Here is an 18,695-nt window from a genome sequence, read left to right as displayed (position 1 = left end):
CGTTCGTAGACAGGGGCGGTGAGGGGGTCAGTTGGCGGTCCAGCCGCCGTCCATGGAGAGCGAGGTGCCGGTAATGTGGCCGGTACGCGGACCGCACAGCCACAGGACGGCCTCGGCGACGTCCGCCGGCTCGATCAGCCGCTTGATCGCGCTGCGCTCCAGCATCACCCGCCCCACCACCTCCTCCTGGGAGATGCCGTGCGTACGTGCCTGGTCGGCGATCTGGTTCTCGACCAGGGGAGTGCGTACGTAACCGGGGCTGACGCAGTTGCTCGTCACCCCGTGCTCCGCCGCTTCGAGCGCCACCACCTTGCTCAGTCCCTCCAGTGCGTGCTTGGCCGTCACATAGGCCGACTTGTACGGGCTCGCGCGCAGCCCGTGCACCGACGAGATGTTGACCACGCGCCCCCAGCCGCGTTCGTACATGCCCGGCAGGGTCCGGCGCAAGATGCGGAACGGGGTCTCCACCATGACGCGCTGGATCAGCGCGAAGCGTTCCGGCGGGAACGTGTGGACGGGGGCGACGTGCTGGAGCCCCGCGTTGTTGACCACCACGTCCGCGTGGGCCGGCAGCGTGTCGACGACTCCGGGGTCGGACAGGTCCACCACCCAGGCCGTCCCGCCGATCTCCCCGGCCAGGCTCCTGGCCGCCTCACCGGCCTTGTCCACGACGTGCACATGGGCGCCGGCCGCCGCCAGCGCCTGTGCGCAGGCCCGCCCGATCCCGCTCGCCGCACCGGTCACCAGCGCGGTCCGCCCGGCCAGGAACGGTGCCGCGGGCACCTGCGTCGGTCCGCCGCCCGGGGAGGGGGCGGGGGGCTCGTGATCGGGTCTGCGGGAAGTCTCCATGGCCAGTCACCGTAGGTACGCGGCGGCCCCTGTCACACGGGGCCGGTGCACACACCCTCCTGCCCCGGCATGGTGGCGGCGTACATGGTGCGGTGCGGCGCCGGGCGGCCCCGCCGGGCGGCCGGCGGCCCGCACAAGGGACCCGCCGCACACACCCCGCACCCGCGGGTGTCCGCCTGCCACATGGGCGCGCGGCGCCGCTGCTCATAGGTTCCGGCAGCAGCCAGTACCCGCACGTACCGACCAGGGAGGCACCCGTGCGCCCATCGAACCTGAGACGCCTGTTCCGCCGCGTCGCGTCCACGGCCGTCCTCGGCCTGCTCGCGGCCACGTCGAGCACCACCACCGCTGTCGCCGACGCCCGGCCGGCCGCCGCTGCCGCCGGGGGCCTCCAGCAGGTCACCGGCTTCGGCTCCAACCCCGGCAACCTCCAGATGTACGAATACACCCCCGCCGGCCTCCCCGCGAACGCGCCCCTGGTCGTCGCCCTGCACGGCTGCGCCCAGACCGCCGACGCGTACTACACCAACTCCGGCTGGCCGAAGTTCGCCGACCAGTGGGGCTTCGACGTCGTCTTCCCGCAGACCACGGCCGCGAACAACGCGCTCTCCTGCTTCGGCTGGTTCGACCCGGCCGAGGACAGCCGGGGCAAGGGCGAGGCCGCGTCGATCGTGCAGATGGTGGAGCACGCGAAGCAGAGCCGCGGCTCGGACGGCCAGCGGGTGTACGTCACCGGCCTCTCGGCGGGCGGCGGCATGACCGCGGACCTGCTGGCCGCCTACCCGGACGTGTTCGCGGGCGGCTCGGTGGCCTCGGGGCTGCCCGCGCAGTGCGCGACGAGCCAGGCGGCCGCCTCGGGCTGCCAGACGGGCCCGCAGAAGCTGACCCCCGCGCAGTGGGGCGACAAGGTCCGCGGCGCCTATCCCGGATACAGCGGCCCGTGGCCCCGGGTGGCGATCTGGCAGGGCTCCGCCGACTACACCGTGTACCCGGCCAACGCCACGGCCCTGCGCGACCAGTGGACGGACGTCTGGGGCATCGGCCAGACCCCGTCGTCCACCGACACCCTCCCCGGCAACACCACACGCGCCGTCTACAACGACTCCGCCGGACAGCCGGCCGTGGAGACGTACACCGTCTCCGGCATGGGTCACGGCCTCCCGGTGGGCCCGGGTTCGGGCGCCGAGCAGTGCGGGACGGCGGCCGCGTACTTCCTGAACACCATCTGCTCGACGTACTACACGGGCGTCTTCTGGGGCCTCGACGGCGGCGGTACCCCGGGCGGTGGCGGCGGCGACGACCAGCTGCCGGCCCCGGCGGGCGTGACGGTCACCGGCGTCACCGACACCACCGCGGCCCTGTCCTGGAGCGCGGTCGGGGGCGCCGCCTCGTACGCGGTGTTCCGTAACGGTACGAAGATCGCGTCCCCGGCCGGCACTACGTACACGGACACCGGCCTGAGCGCCGGTACCACCTACCGCTACACCGTGGCGGCGGTCGACGGATCGGGGACGGCCGGCACCACGTCCGCCCAGGTGACAGCGGTCACGACGGGCGGCGCGACCGCCCAGTGCTTCACCGCCACCAACTACGCGCACGTGGTCGCGGGCAGGGCCCACACCACGGGCGGGTACGTCTACGCCAACGGCTCTGAGGCGAACATGGGCCTGTACAACGTGTTCGTCACGCACACCCTCAAGGAGTCACCGGCGGGGTACTTCGTGATCGCGGACAGCGGCTGCACCGGCTGATCCGGAACGGCGGACGGGGCCCGGCGAAACCGCCGGGCCCCGTCCGCCGGGCGTCAGCCGCCCTGCCGCGCGTACGCCACCAGGCGGTCGGCGATCTCCCGCCCGCCCCGGTCACCCGTGAGCACCGTGTAGTGGTTCACGTCCCGCACCGCCACCGGCGTCAGCCGGGTCCCGGCCAGGTCCGCCGCCGCGAGGCGCTTCTCGTCGTACAGGCCCTGCTCCTCGTCCATCAGACCGCGCGCCGCCCACAGCAGCGTCGCCTCGACGGGCAGCTTCCGTACCGCCGAGAGCACTTCCTCGTCGAAGAGGCCGATGCCGTCCGTGCGGACCGCCTCGATCCGGCACGTCGAGCGCATGGCCGGTTCAGTGCCCGTCAGGTCGCGCTGGATGTACGCGTCCACCTCGTCCGACCAGGCGCCCGCGAACGCCGGGTGCGCCTGCCAGAAGGCGCGGTAGGCGGCCCGGTCCGCGAACGTCATCGACAGCCGGTCCATCGCCGGGCCGATCACCGCCGTCATCAGCTCGTCCGGCGACAGGTGCACGGGCGCCGGGAAGCCGATGCCGCCGTCGACGAGCAGCAGCGGCCCGAAGCGCTCCGGGTGGCGCACCGCGGCGAACGCCGCCACGAACGCCCCCATCGAGTGGCCCGCCAGCACCACCCGGTCCGGGCCCAGCGAATCGGCCAGGGCCGCGATGTCGTCCGCGTGGGCGGCGATGCCGTACGGGCCGGGAAGCCCCGAACTCCCCGCCCTGCCGCGCAGATCCGGGGCGATGAGGGTGACGCGGCCGGCCAGCAGCCGGGCCACCGGGCCCCAGGAGAGCGCGTTGGCCGTGATGCCGTGCAGCGCCACCACCACCGGCGCGTCCGGACCGGCGGCCGGCCAGCGCACGGCCGCCAGCTCGCCGCCGGCGACAGGAACCTTGATCTCTTCGTACGGAATCACGGGTTTCCGTTCTCCTTTCGGGGCGGGATCTCTTCGGCGGGCCCGCCTCGGCGCGACGCGGCCAGTCTGGACGGCAGCCGGGCCAGGCCGCCCGGCAGCAGATGTACCACGGCCACGAACAGCACGCCCAGCAGGAACAGCGGCTGGGAGAGCGGGACGCGGAGCACCGCCGGGAGGCCGGCGACCGCGCCCGAGCCGGCCAGGTCGCCGAGCCGGTGATCGGCCCAGGTGTAGAGGATGCCGCCGACCATCGGGCCCCAGCGGGTCCCCGAGCCGCCCAGCACCACCATCACCAGCAGCGACAGCGTGAAGTCGGACGTGGTCGTCTGGGGGGTGGAACCACCGGTCAGCAGCAGGTGCACGATGCCGCCGAGAGCGGCGAGCGCGCCCGCGAGGACGAAGGCCGTCAGCTTGAATCCGTACGGTCTCAGCCCCAGCACCTCCACCCGGCGCTCGTTCTCCTTGATGCCCTCCCAGACGCGTCCCGTGGGGGAGCGGACCGCCCAGTGGACGACGCCCAGGGTGAGGACGAGGTAGGCCAGCGCGATCCAGTAGAGGTTCGCGGTGTTGTCGATGCCGACGAGCCAGGACGGCAGCAGATCCGCCGGTGCCGCCCGGCCCTCCTCGCCGCCGGTGACGCCACCGGGGTTGCGGGAGACCAGGATCGAGCCCGCCTGGGCGAACGCCAGCGTCACCATGGAGAAGCCGATGCCGGTGACGCGCAGGCTCACCGATCCCAGGACCAGGGCCAGCGCGATCCCGAAACAGAGCCCGAGGAGGGCGGCGGCCGCGAAGGGGAGCCCCGCCTCCAGCAGGAACACATTGGTGGCGTAGCTGCCCGCCGCGAAGTACAGGGCATGCCCGAAGGAGAGCAGCCCCGTGCGGCCGAGCAGCAGGTCGTAACCGGTGGCCAGGGCGCCGAACAGCAGGCAGGTCGCGATGAGTTGCAGGCTGCCCGCACTGCCCAGCGGACCGTCGAGGAGGCCCGGCACGGGCAGCGCGCTGTAGGGCGCCACGGCCAGGACCAGCAGGACGGCGCCGGGCCACCAGCGCAGCAGCCGCCGGGACCGGCCGGGAGGCGCCGGTGCGGTCCGGGGGCCGCCGTCGGTGCGGTCGTGTGTCTCGGTGGCGGTGCTCACGCGAGCCTCCCCGTCAGTCCGCGCGGGCGGATCAGCAGCAGCGCGGCGAGCAGGACGACGACCGCCAGATCGCCGAGGCCCGCCGCGGTGTAGTAGTTGGCGAACTGCTGGACCAGGCCGATGACCACGGACGCCACGGCGGCGCCGGTCACCGAGCCCATGCCGCCGGTGACCACGACGACGAACGCGAAGATCAGCAGCGAGGTGCCCTGACGGGGGTCGACCGAGCCGAAGTACAGCCCGCCGAGCGCCCCGCCGAGTGCGGCGGCGCACCCGCCGATCGCGAAGACGAGGGTGAACGCCCTGCGGACGTCGATGCCGAGCGCGGTGACCATCGCCCGGTCCTCGACCCCCGCCCGTACGACGAGGCCGTGCCGGGTCCGGCCGAGGAAGAGCCGCAGCGCCACCAGGACCACGACCGCCGCCGCCACCAGGACGAGGCGGTTGACCGGGACCTGCGCGCCCAGCAGCCCGAAGGTGCCGGACAGCGCCTCCGGGCCGGGGAAGGTCCGGGCGTCCGATCCCCAGATCCCCGACAGCAGCGCGGGGACCGCGAGGCCCACCCCGACCGTGGCGAGCACCTGCTCGCGCGGCCGGGTGTAGAGCGGGCGGACGACGGCGAGTTCCAGGAGCACGGCGGCGGCGGCGCCCACCGCCGTGCCGAACAGCACCGCGAGGACGAAGCCGGCCCCGCCGGGTCCCGCGCCCGGCAGATGGCCGGAGGCCGCCCACCAGGTGCCGTACGCGCCGATGGACAGCAGTGCCCCGTGCGCGAAGTTGAGGACGTCCATCAGGCCGAAGATCAGCGAGAGTCCGGACGCGACGAGGAAGTAGAGAGCTCCCAGACCGAGTCCGGTCATGGTGAGCAGCACGATGGTGGACATCAGGAATCCGCCTCCACGGAAGGTGCTTCGGTGGCCGGCCCGTGCCCCACACCGAGCAGCCGGCGGGCCGCCTCCGCGTCGCCGAGCAGTTCGGCGGCCGGGCCGCGGTGGGCGGTCCGGCCGTCGGCCAGCACCACGCAGTGCTCGGCGAGCCGGCGTACGACGGCGAGGTTCTGCTCCACGAGCAGCACCGGCACCGCCTCGGCGGCCCGCTCAAGGACCTGCGCCACCTCGGTGACCACCTTCGGCGCCAGGCCCTTGGTGGGCTCGTCCGCGATGATCAGCCGGTTGGCGTTGAGCAGGGTGCGGCCGATGGCGACCATCTGCTGCTGGCCGCCGGAGAGCGTTCCGGCCAACTGCCGTGCCCGCTGCTTGAGTTCGGGGAAGAGTTCATGCACCAGGGGGTAGTCGGGGCCGCCCGCGCCGTGCCGTTCGGCCAGGCGCAGGTTCTCCGCCACGGTCAGCCCGGCGAAGACGCCCCGGTCCTCGGGGGCGTAACCCACACCCCGCCGGACCACGGCGTGGGTGGGCAGGGACACGGTCTCCTCGCCGTCCAGCAGCACACTGCCGCTGCGCGGGACGAGGCCCAGGATGCCCCGCACGGTCGTGGTCTTCCCGGCGCCGTTGCGGCCCAGCAGCGCGGTCACGCCGTGGGCGGCGACGTCCAGGTCGACGCCGTGCAGGATGTGCCGGCCGCCGATCAGGACCCGCAGGTCCCGTACGGCGAGCAGGGCCCGCTCGCTCACAACCCCTCCCCGAGGTAGGCCTGTTGCACGGTCGGATCGGCGGTGACGGCCTCGGGGGTGTCCAGGGCCAGCAGCCGGCCGTGGTGCATCACCGCGAGCCGGTCGGCCAGGCCCAGGAGTACGTCCATGTGGTGTTCGACCATGAGGACGGTGCGCCCCTCGTCCCGGTGCAGGGTGCGGATCAGCTCGGTCAGCGCCGGGACCTCCTCCGCGCTCACTCCGGCCATCGGCTCGTCGAGCAGCATCAGCCGGGGCTCGCCCACCAGCAGCACGGCCAGCTCCAGCTTCCGCTTCTCGCCGTGCGACAGCTCGGACGCCGTCGCCCCGGCCCGGTGGCCGAGGCCGGTGCGCTCCAGTACGCCGGCCACCTCGGCGGTGTACGGGTCGGCGCGCCGCCAGAGCCGGTACGAGCCGCCCCGGGCGGCCTGCGCCGCGAGCCGGACGTGGTCGGCCACGGTCATGGCGGGCCAGAGGCTGGACGTCTGGAACGTCCGGCCGATCCCGCGCCGGGCCCGCACGTGCGCGGGCCGGCCGGTGATGTCGGCGCCGTCCAGCGTGACCGTGCCGGCGGTCGGCATGGCCGTGCCGCTGATGAGGTTGAACAGGGATGTCTTTCCGGCCCCGTTGGGGCCGATGAAGGCGAGGAACTCGCCCTCGCGGACGCCGAGCGTGATGTCCTGGAGGATGGTCGCGCCACCGACGCTCCAGCCGAGTCCGTCCAGCCGGAGCACCGGGGCCGCGGACTCCGCCCGGCCGTCCCGGCGCCCGAGGGTGTGCGGTGCGGTCATGGTTCAGCCCGCCGAGGGCTTCACGGGCGGCGCCACGGCGTCCATCGGCTCGGTGTCCAGCAGCTCCGGCTTCGCGGCGGCGCCCTTGCCGGTCAGCCGGGCCACGAACATCGGCTGCACCAGGGCGTGGTCCTCGGCCCTGACCTGTGTCCTGCCCTTCACCCCGTCGAAGGTCCAGCCCTCCAGGGCCTTCACCATCGCGGCCGGGTCGGTGGCGCTGCCCTCGGCCACGGCGTGCACGATCATCTGGGCCGCGGTGAAGCCGTCCGGGGTGAACAGGTCGGGGGTGCCGCCGGCCTTCGTCACCGAGTCGAGCATGGCCTTCTCCGCGGCGTTGCCGCCGCCCGCGCCGGGGAAGTAGTGGGCGAGGAAGGACACCTTGGCCCCGGCCGTCCCGAAGATCGGGTACGAGGCGGTCCCGGCGAGCCCGGTGACGACCTTGCTCGCGCCCAGCACGCCCTGCTGGTCCAGCGCGGTCCACAGCGCCGGTGCGGTGGAGCCGGCCCAGGCCACGAAGACCAGATCCGGCCCGCCCGCCTTCACCTGCCGGGCGAACGGCGTCAGGTCCGTCGCGCTGGGCGGCGCCAGCACGGAGCCCACCTTCGCGCCCTTCGCACCGAGCACCGCCTTCACCGCGGTGACGTTCGCCTGGCCGAACGTGGAGTCCTGGGCCAGCACCGTGACCTTCTTGCCCTTGGCGTCGCCGAGCATCGCCCCCGCCGTGAGGATGTCCTGGTAGGACTGGCGGCCCGAGCGGAAGGTGTAGCCGTTGATCCCGGTCACCGCGTCGGTGGCGGCCGGGCCGTTGATGAACAGCACCTTGTTCTGGGCGGCGAGCGGCGCCATCTGGAGGGCGACGCCGGAGTCGGTGGTGCCGGCCAGCACCTTGTAGCCCTTGCCGATCAGGTTCTTCGCCGCCGAGACCGCCTTGCCGGGGTCGCCCGCGTCGTCCTGCTCGGTGACCTCGATGCGGTGGCCGGCGACCTTGCCGGTGCCCTGGGTGGCGTAGTCCAGGCCCGCCATGAAGCCGTCCCGGTACTGCTTGCCGTAGTCCGCGAGCAGCCCGGTCCTGGAGTAGACCAGGCCGACCTTCACGGCCGAGCCGCTGCCGGACTTCCCGGATCCGGAATCGGCGCTGCCCGCCTTGCCGGCGGCGCTGCACCCGGTCGCCAGCAGACCGGCGGCGGCCAGTACGGCCACGGCGGACAGGGCTGTGGGCCGGGCGGTGCGGGTGGCCCCGCCTGCTCTGCTGGTGCTGCTCGTCCTGCTGTCCGCGCTGGCTCTGCTGGCTCTGCGACGCATGGTGACCGGCTCCTCGGCGTGTTCCTGTGATGTCGCCGAACCGTATGAACACCGTGCCGTCGTCGATATGGTGCAGGGCACCCCACCTGACGGGGGACCCATGTGGGTGCCGTACATGGGCAGGACCCCGACCGGGGCGGGGCCCCGCGGGAGTCAGCGGACCGGGCCCTCGGCCGTCAGGTCGATCAGCCGGCACACCGTCTCGATGTCTATCTTCACCTGGGCGATCGACGCCCGGCCCGACAGCCAGGTGATGAGCGCGGAGTGCCAGGTGTGCTCGATCACCCGGACGGCCGAGAGCTGCTCAGGCGTCGGGTGCTCAAGCCCCATGGAGTCCAGGATGATCGCCGTCGTGAGGCGCGAGACGGTGTCCACCTCGGGGCTCACGCTGCGGTCCGCGAAGGTCAGCGCGCGCACCATCGCGTCCGCCAGATGCGGTTCGCGCTGGAGCGCCCGGAACGCCCTCATCAGGGTGTCGGCGACCCGGTCAGCCGCGTCGGCCCCGGCCGGCGGGCGTTTGCGCAGCGTGCCGTGCATGTGCTGGAGCTGGTCCTGCATGGTGGCCACCAGCAGATGGACCTTGGAGGGGAAGTAGCGGTAAAGGGTGCCCAGGGCGACCCCGGCGGCCTCCGCCACCTCACGCATCTGGACGGCCTCGAAACCGCCTCTGCTGGCGAGCTGCGCGCTGGCGTGCAGGATGCGGCGGCGGCGGGCCTCCTGGCGTTCCGTCAGGGGCGGCGATGCCGGTCTGGCTTCCGCTGTCATGTGTCCCATCCCCGTGGCTTCTGTCCGCGACCGCGAGGACGCGGTGGCCGGTCCGGAGGCGCACAGCATGCCAGGGTGTGTGTCGTGGCGCGAATCACCTGATCCGGCCGTTGCACCGACGCTACCTGCCGGTAGATTCGTAGCTCATTGAACGATCCGGTCTATAACTTGTTCTAGATTAGCGCGAGCGGTTACGCTCCGGCGAACACGCAGTGAGAAGGGGGCCGAGTGTGACCGCTGAGGCCATAGAGTCGGGCCCCCGCACGGGCGTCGGTACGTCGGACACGGAGACAGGACCCGACGGCGACCGGCCGTTGCGCATCGCGCTCCTCACCTACAAGGGCAACCCCTTCTGCGGCGGCCAGGGCGTCTACGTGCGCCACCTCGCCCGCGAACTCGCCCGCCTCGGCCACAGCGTCGAGGTCATCGGCGCCCAGCCCTACCCGGTGCTCGACGAGGGCGTCCCGCTCACCGAGCTGCCGAGCCTGGACCTCTACCGGCACCCCGACCCGTTCCGCACCCCGAAGCGCGGCGAGTACCGGGACTGGATCGACGCCGCCGAGGTCGCCACCATGTGGACCGGCGGCTTCCCCGAACCGCTCACCTTCAGCCTGCGCGCCCGGCGTCATCTCGTGGCCAGGCGCGGCGAGTTCGACGTCATCCACGACAACCAGACCCTCGGCTACGGGCTCCTCGGCGACCTCGGCGCCCCCCTCGTCACCACGGTCCACCACCCCATCACCGTCGACCGGCGACTCGACCTGGACGCCGCCCCGACCCGCCGCCGCCGCTTCTCCGTACGCCGCTGGTACGCCTTCACCCGGATGCAGAAGCGGGTCGCGCGCAGGCTGCCGTCCGTGCTCACCGTCTCCGGCTCCTCCAAGCAGGAGATCGTCGAGCACCTCGGGGTGAGCCCCGGCCGCGTCCACGTCGTGCACATCGGCGCCGACACCGACCTGTGGTCGCCCGACCCCGCGGTCGAGGAGGTCGAGGGCCGGATCGTCACCACCTCCAGCGCCGACGTACCGCTCAAGGGCCTCGTCCACCTCGTCGAGGCGCTCGCCGAACTCCGTACCGAGAACCCCGCGGCGCACCTCGTGGTCGTCGGCCGGCGGGCCGAGGACGGGCCGGTCGCGCAGGCCATCGAGCGGCACGGGCTCGGGGACGCCGTCGAGTTCGTCAAGGGCATCAGCGACGCCGAACTCGTCGACCTGGTGCGCGGCGCCCAGATCGCCTGCGTCCCCTCGCTGTACGAGGGCTTCTCGCTGCCCGCCGCCGAGGCCATGGCCACCGGCACCCCGCTCGTCGCCACCACCGGCGGTGCGATCCCCGAGGTCGCGGGACCGGACGGCGAGACGTGTCTCGCGGTCCCGCCCGCCGACGCCGGGGCCCTGGCCGACGCGCTCGGCCGGCTGCTCGGCGACGCCGCGCTGCGCGAGCGGCTCGGGGCGGCGGGCCGCGCACGGGTCCTCGCCCGGTTCACCTGGAAGCAGGCGGCGATCGGTACCGCCGCCCGCTACCGGGAGGCCATCGCCGCCCGCACCACCGCCGGACCCGACGGCCGTCGGTGACACCGCACCGCCCCCGACGTCTCCGCTCTCCCGCCCCCTTCGAACCCCCGACCGCGAAAGCAGGCATTCGTGCTGACCGTGGACTTCACCCGCTTCCCGCTCGCCGCAGGCGACCGAGTGCTCGACCTGGGCTGCGGCGCCGGACGCCACGCCTTCGAGTGCTACCGGCGCGGCGCCCAGGTGGTGGCTCTCGACCGCAACGGTGAGGAGATCCGCGAGGTCGCGAAGTGGTTCGCCGCGATGAAGGAGGCCGGGGAGGCCCCGGAGGGCGCCACCGCCACCGCGATGGAGGGCGACGCGCTCAACCTGCCGTTCCCCGATGAGTCCTTCGACGTCGTGATCATCTCCGAGGTGATGGAGCACATCCCCGACGACAAGGGCGTGCTCGCCGAGATGGTCCGGGTGCTCAGGCCCGGCGGCCGGATCGCGGTCACGGTGCCGCGCTACGGCCCCGAGAAGGTCTGCTGGACGCTCTCCGACGCCTACCACGAGGTCGAGGGCGGCCACATCCGCATCTACAAGGCGGAGGAGCTCCTCGACCGGATGCGCGGCGCCGGCCTCAAGCCGTACGGCACCCATCACGCGCACGCGCTGCACTCGCCGTACTGGTGGCTCAAGTGCGCGTTCGGCGTCGACAATGACAAGGCGTTGCCGGTGCGGGCGTACCACAAGCTGCTGGTCTGGGACATCATGAAGAAGCCGATGGCCACCCGGGTCGCCGAGCAACTGCTCAACCCGGTCGTCGGCAAGAGCTTCGTCGCCTACGCGACCAAGCCGCACCTGCCCGCCGCCCCGGCCACCGATGCCCCGGCGAACGCCGACGACTCCGCCAAGGCCAAGGCGTGACACTTCCCGAGCGGACCGAACACCTTGTGCTGCCCGGAGTACTCACCGCCGGGGAGGCGACCGAGACCGTCGCCGCGCTGCTCGCCATGCAGTGCGAGAACGGCGCGCTGCCCTGGTTCCGCGGGCACCACCTCGACCCGTGGGACCACACCGAGTCGGCCATGGCCCTGGACGCGGCCGGCGAGCACGACGCCGCCGCACGCGCCTACGAGTGGCTGGCCCGCAACCAGAACGGCGACGGCTCCTGGTACGCCGCCTACCACGACGGCGACCCGGAGCAACCGACCGACCGCGGTCAGGAGACCAACTTCTGCGCGTACGTGGCCGTCGGCGTCTGGCACCACTACCTGGCCACCGGCGACGACGCGTTCGTCGACCGGATGTGGCCGACCGTCTTCGCCGCCGTCGAGTTCGTGCTGAGGCTCCAGCAGCCAGGCGGCCAGATCGGCTGGAAGCGGGAGGCCGACGGCACCCCGGTCAAGGACGCGCTGCTGACCGGCTCCTCCTCCGTCCACCAGGCACTGCGCTGCGCGCTCGCCATCGCGGAACGCCGCGAGGAGCCGCAGCCCGACTGGGAGCTGGCCACCGGCGCGCTCGCCCACGCGATCCGCAGCCATCCCGAACGCTTCCTGGACAAGAGCCACTACTCGATGGACTGGTACTACCCGATCCTCGGCGGCGCGCTCGACGGACCGGCGGCCACCAAGCGGCTCGCGGAGGGCTGGGACCGCTTCGTCGTCCCGGACCTCGGGGTGCGCTGTGTGCTGCCCAACCCATGGGTGACGGGCGGCGAGAGCTGCGAACTCGCCCTGGCGCTCTGGGTGATGGGCGAGTCCGACCGGGCCCTTGAGGTCCTGCAGTCCATCCAGCACCTGCGGGCCGAGGACGGGCTGTACTGGACGGGGTACGTCTTCGAGGGCAACCGGGCGTTCTGGCCCGAGGAGCGCACGGCCTGGACCGCCGGTTCGCTGCTGCTGGCGGTGGCCGCGCTCGGTGGGGACGAGGCGACCACCGCGGTCTTCAGCGGGGAGCGGCTGCCGAAGGGGCTGGAGCCGGACTGCTGCGACTGAGCGGCTGCCACGGTGTCCGCGCCGGGCGCATCGGCCTCAGTGGCGGATGCGGCCGGCGACCGCGTGCCCGATGAACAGGTACACGACGGCTGCGAGGCCGTAGCCGGCGACGACCCTGGCCCACGCCTCGTCGAAGGTGAACAGGTCGTACGACCAGCCGGCGAGCCACCTCGCGGTGTGCCGGACGAAGTCGACCAGGTCGTTGCCCCGGTTGGCGTCGAGCAGGTACATCAGAATCCACAGGCCGATGATGAAGGCCATGATGTCGGCCACCACGGCTATGACACGTGCTGCGGTGTTGCTTCCGTTGCCTGTTCTGGAGGACATGCCAACCGGGTTGCCGCATTCCGCCGGGCGAAACCCGGACGGCGTACCCGGGTGGCGGGCCGTCCGGGCCGGGGCAAGCCTTGCGGGGGAGTGCCGAGCCCCGGCGCCCCGTCGTGACGTGCCCGGTCAGGGAGGCCCGCCGTGCCCCGTTCCGTACCGCTTTGCCGTCTGCTCGTGGCGCTGCTGCTGTCCTGCACCGTGCTGGTGGGCGCCACCGCGTGCGGCGGTGACGGCGACAGCGGCGCGAGCAGCTCCGCGTCGCCCACCGGTACGTCCTCGGCCGAGGCGCAGAAGTTCGCCAAGACCCGGTTCGTCACCAACGCGGGGCTGGCCGCGGGCGCCACGTACCAGTGGGTCGTCAAGCCGTACCGCGCCGGCAAGTTCAAGAAGGGCGCGGACGGCCGGACCTTCGCGCTCGTCAAGGCCGGACTCGCGGGCGGCTTCGCCTACAACAGGCTCAAGGCCGCCTCCGACAACGCCAAGGGCGACCCGCTGCTCTCGAAGGCCGTCGCGCCGCTGACCGCGGGCATCGCCTCGCTCAAGGGCCTCGCCACCAAGCTCCGCAAGGGCGAGGCGGGAGAGGGCGACATCGGCGCCTTCGAGAGCGTCATCAACAGCATCAAGGGCGCCGGCAAGAGCGCGGGCGCCGAGGTGAAGGACAAGGTGCCGTCCACCTCGCAGCTCGGCGGATAACCCGTGGGGCACGGCTCGGCCCCCCATTGGGGTGCGGGCATGAGCCATTTTCCGTTACCTTCCGCCTGTCCGACACCCTCGGGCCGGACAGGCAGAAGGGGGTTAGCGGTCCCCGATGGACGCGCGCCACTTCCCACGGGACAGGTGGCACACCCCATCGGCGGTGATACGGACCCATGCACCGAGCAATGGCAACGAACCCTCGGAGTTCAGCCGGTCCCGGACGCGCTCCAACGCTGTCCAAAGACGTTGCGGTCCGCTCTGGTGGACTTCCGGCGCGGCAGTACCCACGGCTGACGCACGCGCCCACGAACCGTCAGGATGGACGAGATAGGCGCTCCGGGTTCCGTCGCGCTGTTCGTAGTCGGTTTCCACGCCCGGTGTGGTGACTTGGAGCATGGAACTCAGTTCCCACGCTTCGGCCACGTCCAGCACGGGATAGGTACCTGTACTGATCTCCGCTCCCTCTCCCTTACGGGCGAGGGCGAACAACTCGGAGAGCGCGGGCGGGAAGTCGTCCCCGGATCGGGTGAGCATGAACCCCGCCATGTCCCGTTCGACCCGCCCGATCACGTCACCGTTCGCGTGCTTCCATCCGGTGATGATCAGACACGTGCGGCCAATGGTCGTTGCGATCCGTCCGCCGGGAGCGAGCGCGGAGAGAACCGGACGGAGCCCCGGACCGGCGGGAAGCCCGACCGTGGACACGATGCGATCGTACGTACCGGGAACCCGGTCGGTCGCGTCTGCCGTGACCATCTCCGGGTGGTACCCCATGTGCGCGAGCCGGTTCCCCGCAGCACTGACCAGATACGGGTCCACGTCCAGGCTTGTCACGTTCTCTGCCCCGAACCGCATGGACGCGTACGCGGTGAGCCCGCCGGCTCCGGTGCCGAGGTCCAGGAGCGACAGCCCCGTTCCGAGTCGCCCGTGCCGCAGCATCCTGACCACCAGACTCGGCACCGTTGCGGATGACGTGGGCAATCCGTGCGGCTGGTCGTCGGGCTCGGCGCGGTCGGCGTGAAGCGTGCCAACCCTGGTGATCAGCGACCGTTCCGCGTAGGCAGCCTTCATCCACGCTCCCGGGTCGGCTGCCCCGTCTCTGAGCTGCCACCCGTTCGCGCCGTCACGCTCCCACCAGCGGGGCACGAGTTCATGGCGCGGAGTCTTCGCGACCGGCGCGAGCCACCGGGAATCCGGTTCGGTCGACTGGTCCGCAAGTCGTGCCGCGTGCTGTTGCCAATCCATGCGGCAACCCTTCCGTCTCTCAGTGCCGTGATTACTGCGGGTCGCAGGAGTCCGTACTAGCGGGTGCGCAATCGTTGCTGTCGTCGGGCGGGCAGGCAGCCCAGACAGGGAGCGGGATGCGTGCCGCAAGGGCCTCCCAATCCTTCCCGCCGAGCAGATCGGCGAGCCTGGTTTCCCGGACGTTGCCCACCGGAAAATCACGCGAGAGCACACAGCCGGCCAGGTCACCGTCCGGGAGGATGGCCGCGCGCCCACGGGTGCAGCGCCCGCACATCTCATCAAGGGTCGGTTTCCATCCGGGGAGCGCCGCCCGCCCGACTGCCCGAACCCGGTCGGTCTTGATCTGCTTCACCCCCATGGACTCCAGCTCGGCCCGTGCCTCGATGACGCGCTGATCCGGCAGCACGTCCACGATTCCGGCACGGATCGTGATTCCGCGGTTCACAGCTTCGCGGATGTTGCATCGGGTGCGGACGTAGCTTCCGGGTTTGCCCGTGATCCGGTCATGTTCCCCGGGGTCGTCGCTGTAGTAGCTGGTCGCGAGGGTCACACCGTCGCGAGAGAAGAGACTCCACCACGAATCGTGCACCGTGTAGAGGTTCGAGTAGATCTCAACGTGTCGGCCCAGCGACAGCGCCAGCACGGTGAACTCCCGCCAATGCGGGTGCACGGTCGGTTCACCGCCGATGAGCTGAATCGTGTGGATGCCGAGTGCGGCAGCATCGATGATGACCGTCCGCCAGTCCTCGGGCGTCATGGTGCCGTGCGTTGCCTGGGGGCTGGACTCCGACAGGCAATGCGTGCATGAAAGCTGGCACTTTCCCGTGATCTCCAGTTCGAGTGACTGGATACCGGCGAGGGGTTCGCGGACCGGGGACTCAATGAGCGTTGTCATGCTGTGTTCCTCCCGTGTCGTCATGCGTGTGGGAATCGGCCGACTGCACCGCGATCAGTGGCAGTTGACCAGGGCGGGGCCCCACCCCGCCGCAGAGCGAGTCGCAGTCCCCATACGCACGGGACCTATGCGGCGAGGCGGAAGTCTTAGGGGCGGAACGGCGAAATGCGGGTGCCGCGAAAAAAGGCAGCCTCGGAGAGGTCACGGCGGGGCTCGCCCCATGCTTCGAACTGAGCAGCGAGCCACCTGGAATCCACCTCCCAGGTACGACAGAGGTTCAGCATCGATGCCCCCGCCCGGTACGCCTCCACCACGTCCGCCCGGTGCATGAGCAACTGACTCCGTGCGGACTTGACCTCGGATCTTGAACGACGGCGCACGCGTGTTCCTTGGCTTAGGGGGCCGGGGATTGATGGGGTTTCGCTAGCCGCCTACGGCACGGGCAGACCGGACAGGCCAGCCGGCGAGCGTCACCAGCAGACCGGCGGCGGGGTCGAGCACGGTGAGCACATCCGGACAACCGGATTCCAGCAGCCCTATTGCCTGGTCCTGCTGGTCCGGGTCCTCTGCCCACGCACGGAGCCCGTTCGGAACAGCGGGACCCCGAAAGCTGATCGGCTGAACGTTCCTTGCGCCGGTCTGCGGGGGCTCGGGGGCTCCGGGACCGTCCGCAAGCCGAAATGCCTGCCGCCGCAGCCACCGGAGAGCGAGCCGACGATTCGCCACGGTGGCCTCGCCGAGCGAAACAGCTCTGCGGCCAGCCGTTGCGGTGATCTCCGCTACGTAGGGGACGCCGATCATGTGGCACGCTCCCCGGCCCGGGGCTCGATCACGGCTTGCAGGGTCTCGCTTTCCGCTTCCACGGCCTTCGCGAACGCTTCCAGCTCGGCTACTTCGGCGATACGAGCGGCAATCGCAGCGTCCAGCCCCGCGAGGAACAGCGCGCGTGAATCGGCGTCCGCCTCGATGCGGTTCAGATTTCCCGACCGGTGCCGGTGCGAGGTGATCGCGTCCATGAACCGGGGAAACCGGGCCCGTAGCCGAATCTCCGTGGCACCCACGGCGAGGACAACACGAAGGGGTAACCGCGCCGCGACTGTCACAGCACCTCACGCCGGCTCCGCGCGTTGCACCGCGCGGTTTCGGCGTGCATACGCTCCGCAGGGTCAGCGGCCCGGACGTGCTCGGGCTCGGCCTCCCACTCGGTCCCGCCGCAGACCGGCCGCAGCGACCAGTACGAGCCGGCGAGCCCCCGGAACTCACCAACTCGGTCCGCGTGTCCCATGTCCACCAGGAGGGTCCCCACGGTGGGTACTAGCGAGTCTGTCACCACTGTCCTTGATCCCTTCCGCGTTGGCCGTTCGCTCTAGGCAACAGCCTGGTCACGCACGGCGGTACTGTTGGGAAGGGCACAAGGATTAAGAGCGTTAAGCGCTTGGAGCCACCGTGCATGGGGAGTTGAACGAACGTGGGTACCAGCGAGCCGAATACGGCCTTGGAGCGGTTGTTCCGCGAAACGGGCTGGTCGTTGCGGCAGTGCGCCCAAGCGATCAACCGCATCGGGACCGAGCAAGGCACCCCGAAGCAGTACCGTGCACCTTCCATTCACCAGTGGCTGAGTGGGAGTGTGCCGCGCGAGGGAGTTCGACCACTCATCTTGGAAGCGTTCGCGCGCAAGCTTGGGCGCCCCATCACGCACCTTGAAGCGGGCTTTCCGGCACCCAACGGTGGAACGGAGGCAGAGCCCCGTGGCACAGTCGACGCGATCATTGATCTTGGAAGGCTGGACATGGACCCTTCCCGCCGAAGCGTGCTCAGCGCCGCTCTGTTCTCCGTTGCTCTGGCCGTGCCGGATTGGCCGGACGTGGTGGGACGGATGGGGTCTGTTCAGCATGGGACACGTACTCGTATAGGCATGACCGACGTGGCTACGGTCTCCGCGATGACCGAACAGCTTTCGTCCATGGACGACCAGTTCGGAGGACGCACCGCTAGACCGCTCGCTGCGGCTTTCCTGGTGAACACTGTTGCACCGTTCCTCCGAACTGATGGGCCGGAGGATGTACGCAAAGCGATGATGTCCGCGGCGTCCGATCTTTGTTACCTCACGGGTTACATGGCCGTAGATGAGGGCTTGCACGGACTCGCACAGCGCTACTACCTGAAAGCGCTTGAACTTGCCGGGGCTTCGGAGGACCACCTGACGTTCTGCACCACGCTCCGGGGCATGAGCGTGCAAGCCGTAGACTTGAATCAGGGCCCGATTGCCATGCGGCTGGCCGATGCTGCCGCAGCGTCGTCCCCCCAGGCCGGACCCCGGATGCGCGCCTTCCTCACTGGTCAGCAAGCGCATGCCTCCGCCCAGGTCGGCGACCACAAATCCGCACGGATGTACCTTGCAGAAGCCGAAGTTGCAATGGATCGTGCGGAGTCCCGCGGGAAGGCTTTCGGCTCGTACGACCCGGCCTCACTCAACTACCACACCAGCCAAGTGCGCTTCGAAATGGGCGACGTGGCCGGGGCTGTAGTTGCCATGCAGGAATCGGACAAGGTGCGGTACAGCATCTATCGACGCACGCGCGTCAAGGAACGGGCGATCCTTGCGGAGCGGCAACTAACCATCGGGCATCTTGAAGCCGCGTGCTCTACATGGGGGAAGGCCCTGGATGACTATCCGCAAGTTAACTCGGGCCGAATCGACAAGCGGATTACGAGCATGTTCAGTCTCATTGGCCCGCACCTCAAGAACCACGATGCGCAAGCGCTGTATGAGCGCGCACGGACGATTGTCCGTCCCGAGCTAATTCCTTCATGACGAAGCCCCGCCGTACACCCGAGCCGGGGGCACGGCGGGGCTCGGATCACGTTGCGCTGCGG

The 18,695-nt window shown here is 71.0% G+C and carries 19 protein-coding genes; 6 read left to right on the top strand and 13 right to left on the bottom strand.

What is annotated here, in order from left to right; genetic code table 11:
• Positions 1 to 27: 27 nt before the first annotated feature.
• The gene (locus tag ACZ6S6_RS03315; RefSeq protein ID WP_469703529.1) at positions 28 to 849 is read right to left on the bottom strand and encodes a 3-hydroxybutyrate dehydrogenase; all 822 of its coding nucleotides are present in this window, start codon (positions 847 to 849) and stop codon (positions 28 to 30) included.
• Between the two features lie 257 nt (positions 850 to 1,106).
• Here ACZ6S6_RS03315 and ACZ6S6_RS03310 point away from each other — a divergent pair, with 257 nt between their 5' ends.
• A complete protein-coding gene (locus ACZ6S6_RS03310) occupies positions 1,107 to 2,600 on the top strand; it encodes an extracellular catalytic domain type 1 short-chain-length polyhydroxyalkanoate depolymerase (RefSeq protein ID WP_469703526.1) in 1,494 nt (497 codons plus the stop codon).
• Positions 2,601 to 2,653: 53 nt separating this feature from the next.
• Here ACZ6S6_RS03310 and ACZ6S6_RS03305 read toward each other — a convergent pair whose 3' ends face one another.
• The 7 genes from ACZ6S6_RS03305 to ACZ6S6_RS03275 form a co-directional block, all read right to left on the bottom strand.
• Entirely contained in the window at positions 2,654 to 3,544 is an 891-nt protein-coding gene (locus ACZ6S6_RS03305; protein ID WP_469703524.1) for an alpha/beta fold hydrolase, read from the bottom strand.
• Positions 3,541 to 4,683: a branched-chain amino acid ABC transporter permease gene (locus tag ACZ6S6_RS03300; protein ID WP_362958806.1), complete on the bottom strand. Its 1,143-nt coding sequence runs from the start codon at positions 4,681 to 4,683 to the stop codon at positions 3,541 to 3,543. The genes ACZ6S6_RS03305 and ACZ6S6_RS03300 overlap by 4 nt, the downstream gene beginning before the upstream one ends.
• The gene (locus ACZ6S6_RS03295; protein WP_362958809.1) at positions 4,680 to 5,567 is read right to left on the bottom strand and encodes a branched-chain amino acid ABC transporter permease; all 888 of its coding nucleotides are present in this window, start codon (positions 5,565 to 5,567) and stop codon (positions 4,680 to 4,682) included. Before ACZ6S6_RS03295 ends, ACZ6S6_RS03300 begins: the two co-directional genes overlap by 4 nt.
• Positions 5,567 to 6,313 carry an ABC transporter ATP-binding protein gene (locus tag ACZ6S6_RS03290; protein WP_362958812.1) on the bottom strand — a complete coding sequence of 249 codons (747 nt, stop codon included), beginning with the start codon at positions 6,311 to 6,313 and terminating at the stop codon, positions 5,567 to 5,569. Before ACZ6S6_RS03290 ends, ACZ6S6_RS03295 begins: the two co-directional genes overlap by 1 nt.
• Complete coding sequence (locus tag ACZ6S6_RS03285) at positions 6,310 to 7,101, bottom strand: ABC transporter ATP-binding protein (RefSeq protein ID WP_362958815.1); 792 nt, start codon at positions 7,099 to 7,101, stop codon at positions 6,310 to 6,312. Before ACZ6S6_RS03285 ends, ACZ6S6_RS03290 begins: the two co-directional genes overlap by 4 nt.
• A gap of 3 nt (positions 7,102 to 7,104) precedes the next feature.
• Positions 7,105 to 8,403: a substrate-binding domain-containing protein gene (locus ACZ6S6_RS03280; RefSeq protein WP_469703520.1), complete on the bottom strand. Its 1,299-nt coding sequence runs from the start codon at positions 8,401 to 8,403 to the stop codon at positions 7,105 to 7,107.
• 153 nt (positions 8,404 to 8,556) lie between these two features.
• Positions 8,557 to 9,168, bottom strand: a complete 612-nt coding sequence (locus tag ACZ6S6_RS03275; protein ID WP_362958820.1) for a TetR family transcriptional regulator — start codon at positions 9,166 to 9,168, stop codon at positions 8,557 to 8,559.
• Between the two features lie 230 nt (positions 9,169 to 9,398).
• Here ACZ6S6_RS03275 and ACZ6S6_RS03270 point away from each other — a divergent pair, with 230 nt between their 5' ends.
• The 3 genes from ACZ6S6_RS03270 to ACZ6S6_RS03260 all read left to right on the top strand — a co-directional run bounded on the left by ACZ6S6_RS03270 (position 9,399) and on the right by ACZ6S6_RS03260 (position 12,655).
• Positions 9,399 to 10,739, top strand: a complete 1,341-nt coding sequence (locus tag ACZ6S6_RS03270; RefSeq protein WP_362958822.1) for a glycosyltransferase family 4 protein — start codon at positions 9,399 to 9,401, stop codon at positions 10,737 to 10,739.
• Positions 10,740 to 10,808: 69 nt separating this feature from the next.
• Positions 10,809 to 11,585, top strand: a complete 777-nt coding sequence (locus ACZ6S6_RS03265; RefSeq protein WP_469703517.1) for a class I SAM-dependent methyltransferase — start codon at positions 10,809 to 10,811, stop codon at positions 11,583 to 11,585.
• Positions 11,582 to 12,655, top strand: a complete 1,074-nt coding sequence (locus ACZ6S6_RS03260; RefSeq protein WP_469703515.1) for a prenyltransferase/squalene oxidase repeat-containing protein — start codon at positions 11,582 to 11,584, stop codon at positions 12,653 to 12,655. The genes ACZ6S6_RS03265 and ACZ6S6_RS03260 overlap by 4 nt, the downstream gene beginning before the upstream one ends.
• Positions 12,656 to 12,691: 36 nt before the next feature.
• On the opposite strand, the gene ACZ6S6_RS03255 is transcribed toward ACZ6S6_RS03260, so the two are convergent.
• Entirely contained in the window at positions 12,692 to 12,982 is a 291-nt protein-coding gene (locus ACZ6S6_RS03255) for a hypothetical protein (protein ID WP_362958830.1), read from the bottom strand.
• A gap of 141 nt (positions 12,983 to 13,123) precedes the next feature.
• Between ACZ6S6_RS03255 and ACZ6S6_RS03250 the strand changes: the two genes are divergently transcribed.
• A complete protein-coding gene (locus tag ACZ6S6_RS03250; protein WP_362958833.1) occupies positions 13,124 to 13,675 on the top strand; it encodes a hypothetical protein in 552 nt (183 codons plus the stop codon).
• A 102-nt stretch (positions 13,676 to 13,777) separates the two neighbouring features.
• On the opposite strand, the gene ACZ6S6_RS03245 is transcribed toward ACZ6S6_RS03250, so the two are convergent.
• From ACZ6S6_RS03245 to ACZ6S6_RS03230, 4 genes are all read right to left on the bottom strand, one after another.
• Positions 13,778 to 14,749 (bottom strand): methyltransferase domain-containing protein, encoded by a 972-nt coding sequence (locus ACZ6S6_RS03245; RefSeq protein ID WP_469703512.1) that lies wholly within the window; start codon positions 14,747 to 14,749, stop codon positions 13,778 to 13,780.
• A gap of 205 nt (positions 14,750 to 14,954) precedes the next feature.
• Positions 14,955 to 15,818 carry a radical SAM/SPASM domain-containing protein gene (locus tag ACZ6S6_RS03240; RefSeq protein ID WP_469703510.1) on the bottom strand — a complete coding sequence of 288 codons (864 nt, stop codon included), beginning with the start codon at positions 15,816 to 15,818 and terminating at the stop codon, positions 14,955 to 14,957.
• A 797-nt stretch (positions 15,819 to 16,615) separates the two neighbouring features.
• The gene (locus ACZ6S6_RS03235) at positions 16,616 to 16,834 is read right to left on the bottom strand and encodes a hypothetical protein (RefSeq protein ID WP_362967539.1); all 219 of its coding nucleotides are present in this window, start codon (positions 16,832 to 16,834) and stop codon (positions 16,616 to 16,618) included.
• A gap of 83 nt (positions 16,835 to 16,917) precedes the next feature.
• Positions 16,918 to 17,103, bottom strand: coding sequence for a hypothetical protein (locus ACZ6S6_RS03230; protein WP_469703856.1), 186 nt, complete (start codon positions 17,101 to 17,103; stop codon positions 16,918 to 16,920).
• Positions 17,104 to 17,286: 183 nt separating this feature from the next.
• Here ACZ6S6_RS03230 and ACZ6S6_RS03225 point away from each other — a divergent pair, with 183 nt between their 5' ends.
• Positions 17,287 to 18,633: a tetratricopeptide repeat protein gene (locus ACZ6S6_RS03225; RefSeq protein ID WP_469703507.1), complete on the top strand. Its 1,347-nt coding sequence runs from the start codon at positions 17,287 to 17,289 to the stop codon at positions 18,631 to 18,633.
• Positions 18,634 to 18,695 lie beyond the last annotated feature (62 nt).

The sequence above is a fragment of the Streptomyces sp. NPDC048671 genome, from assembly GCF_055587045.1.
The sequence above is the reverse complement of the archived record's forward strand: the minus strand, read 5'-3'. Positions and strand labels throughout refer to the sequence as shown.

Coding starts and splice junctions, on each gene's coding strand:
- ACZ6S6_RS03295 (WP_362958809.1), bottom strand. CDS start 5,567: ATGTCCACCATCGTGCTGCTCACCATGACCGGACTCGGTCTGGGAGCT.
- ACZ6S6_RS03230 (WP_469703856.1), bottom strand. CDS start 17,103: ATGGGACACGCGGACCGAGTTGGTGAGTTCCGGGGGCTCGCCGGCTCG.
- ACZ6S6_RS03240 (WP_469703510.1), bottom strand. CDS start 15,818: ATGACAACGCTCATTGAGTCCCCGGTCCGCGAACCCCTCGCCGGTATC.
- ACZ6S6_RS03255 (WP_362958830.1), bottom strand. CDS start 12,982: ATGTCCTCCAGAACAGGCAACGGAAGCAACACCGCAGCACGTGTCATA.
- ACZ6S6_RS03235 (WP_362967539.1), bottom strand. CDS start 16,834: ATGGACGCGATCACCTCGCACCGGCACCGGTCGGGAAATCTGAACCGC.
- ACZ6S6_RS03275 (WP_362958820.1), bottom strand. CDS start 9,168: ATGACAGCGGAAGCCAGACCGGCATCGCCGCCCCTGACGGAACGCCAG.
- ACZ6S6_RS03280 (WP_469703520.1), bottom strand. CDS start 8,403: ATGCGTCGCAGAGCCAGCAGAGCCAGCGCGGACAGCAGGACGAGCAGC.
- ACZ6S6_RS03315 (WP_469703529.1), bottom strand. CDS start 849: ATGGAGACTTCCCGCAGACCCGATCACGAGCCCCCCGCCCCCTCCCCG.
- ACZ6S6_RS03285 (WP_362958815.1), bottom strand. CDS start 7,101: ATGACCGCACCGCACACCCTCGGGCGCCGGGACGGCCGGGCGGAGTCC.
- ACZ6S6_RS03245 (WP_469703512.1), bottom strand. CDS start 14,749: ATGAAGGCTGCCTACGCGGAACGGTCGCTGATCACCAGGGTTGGCACG.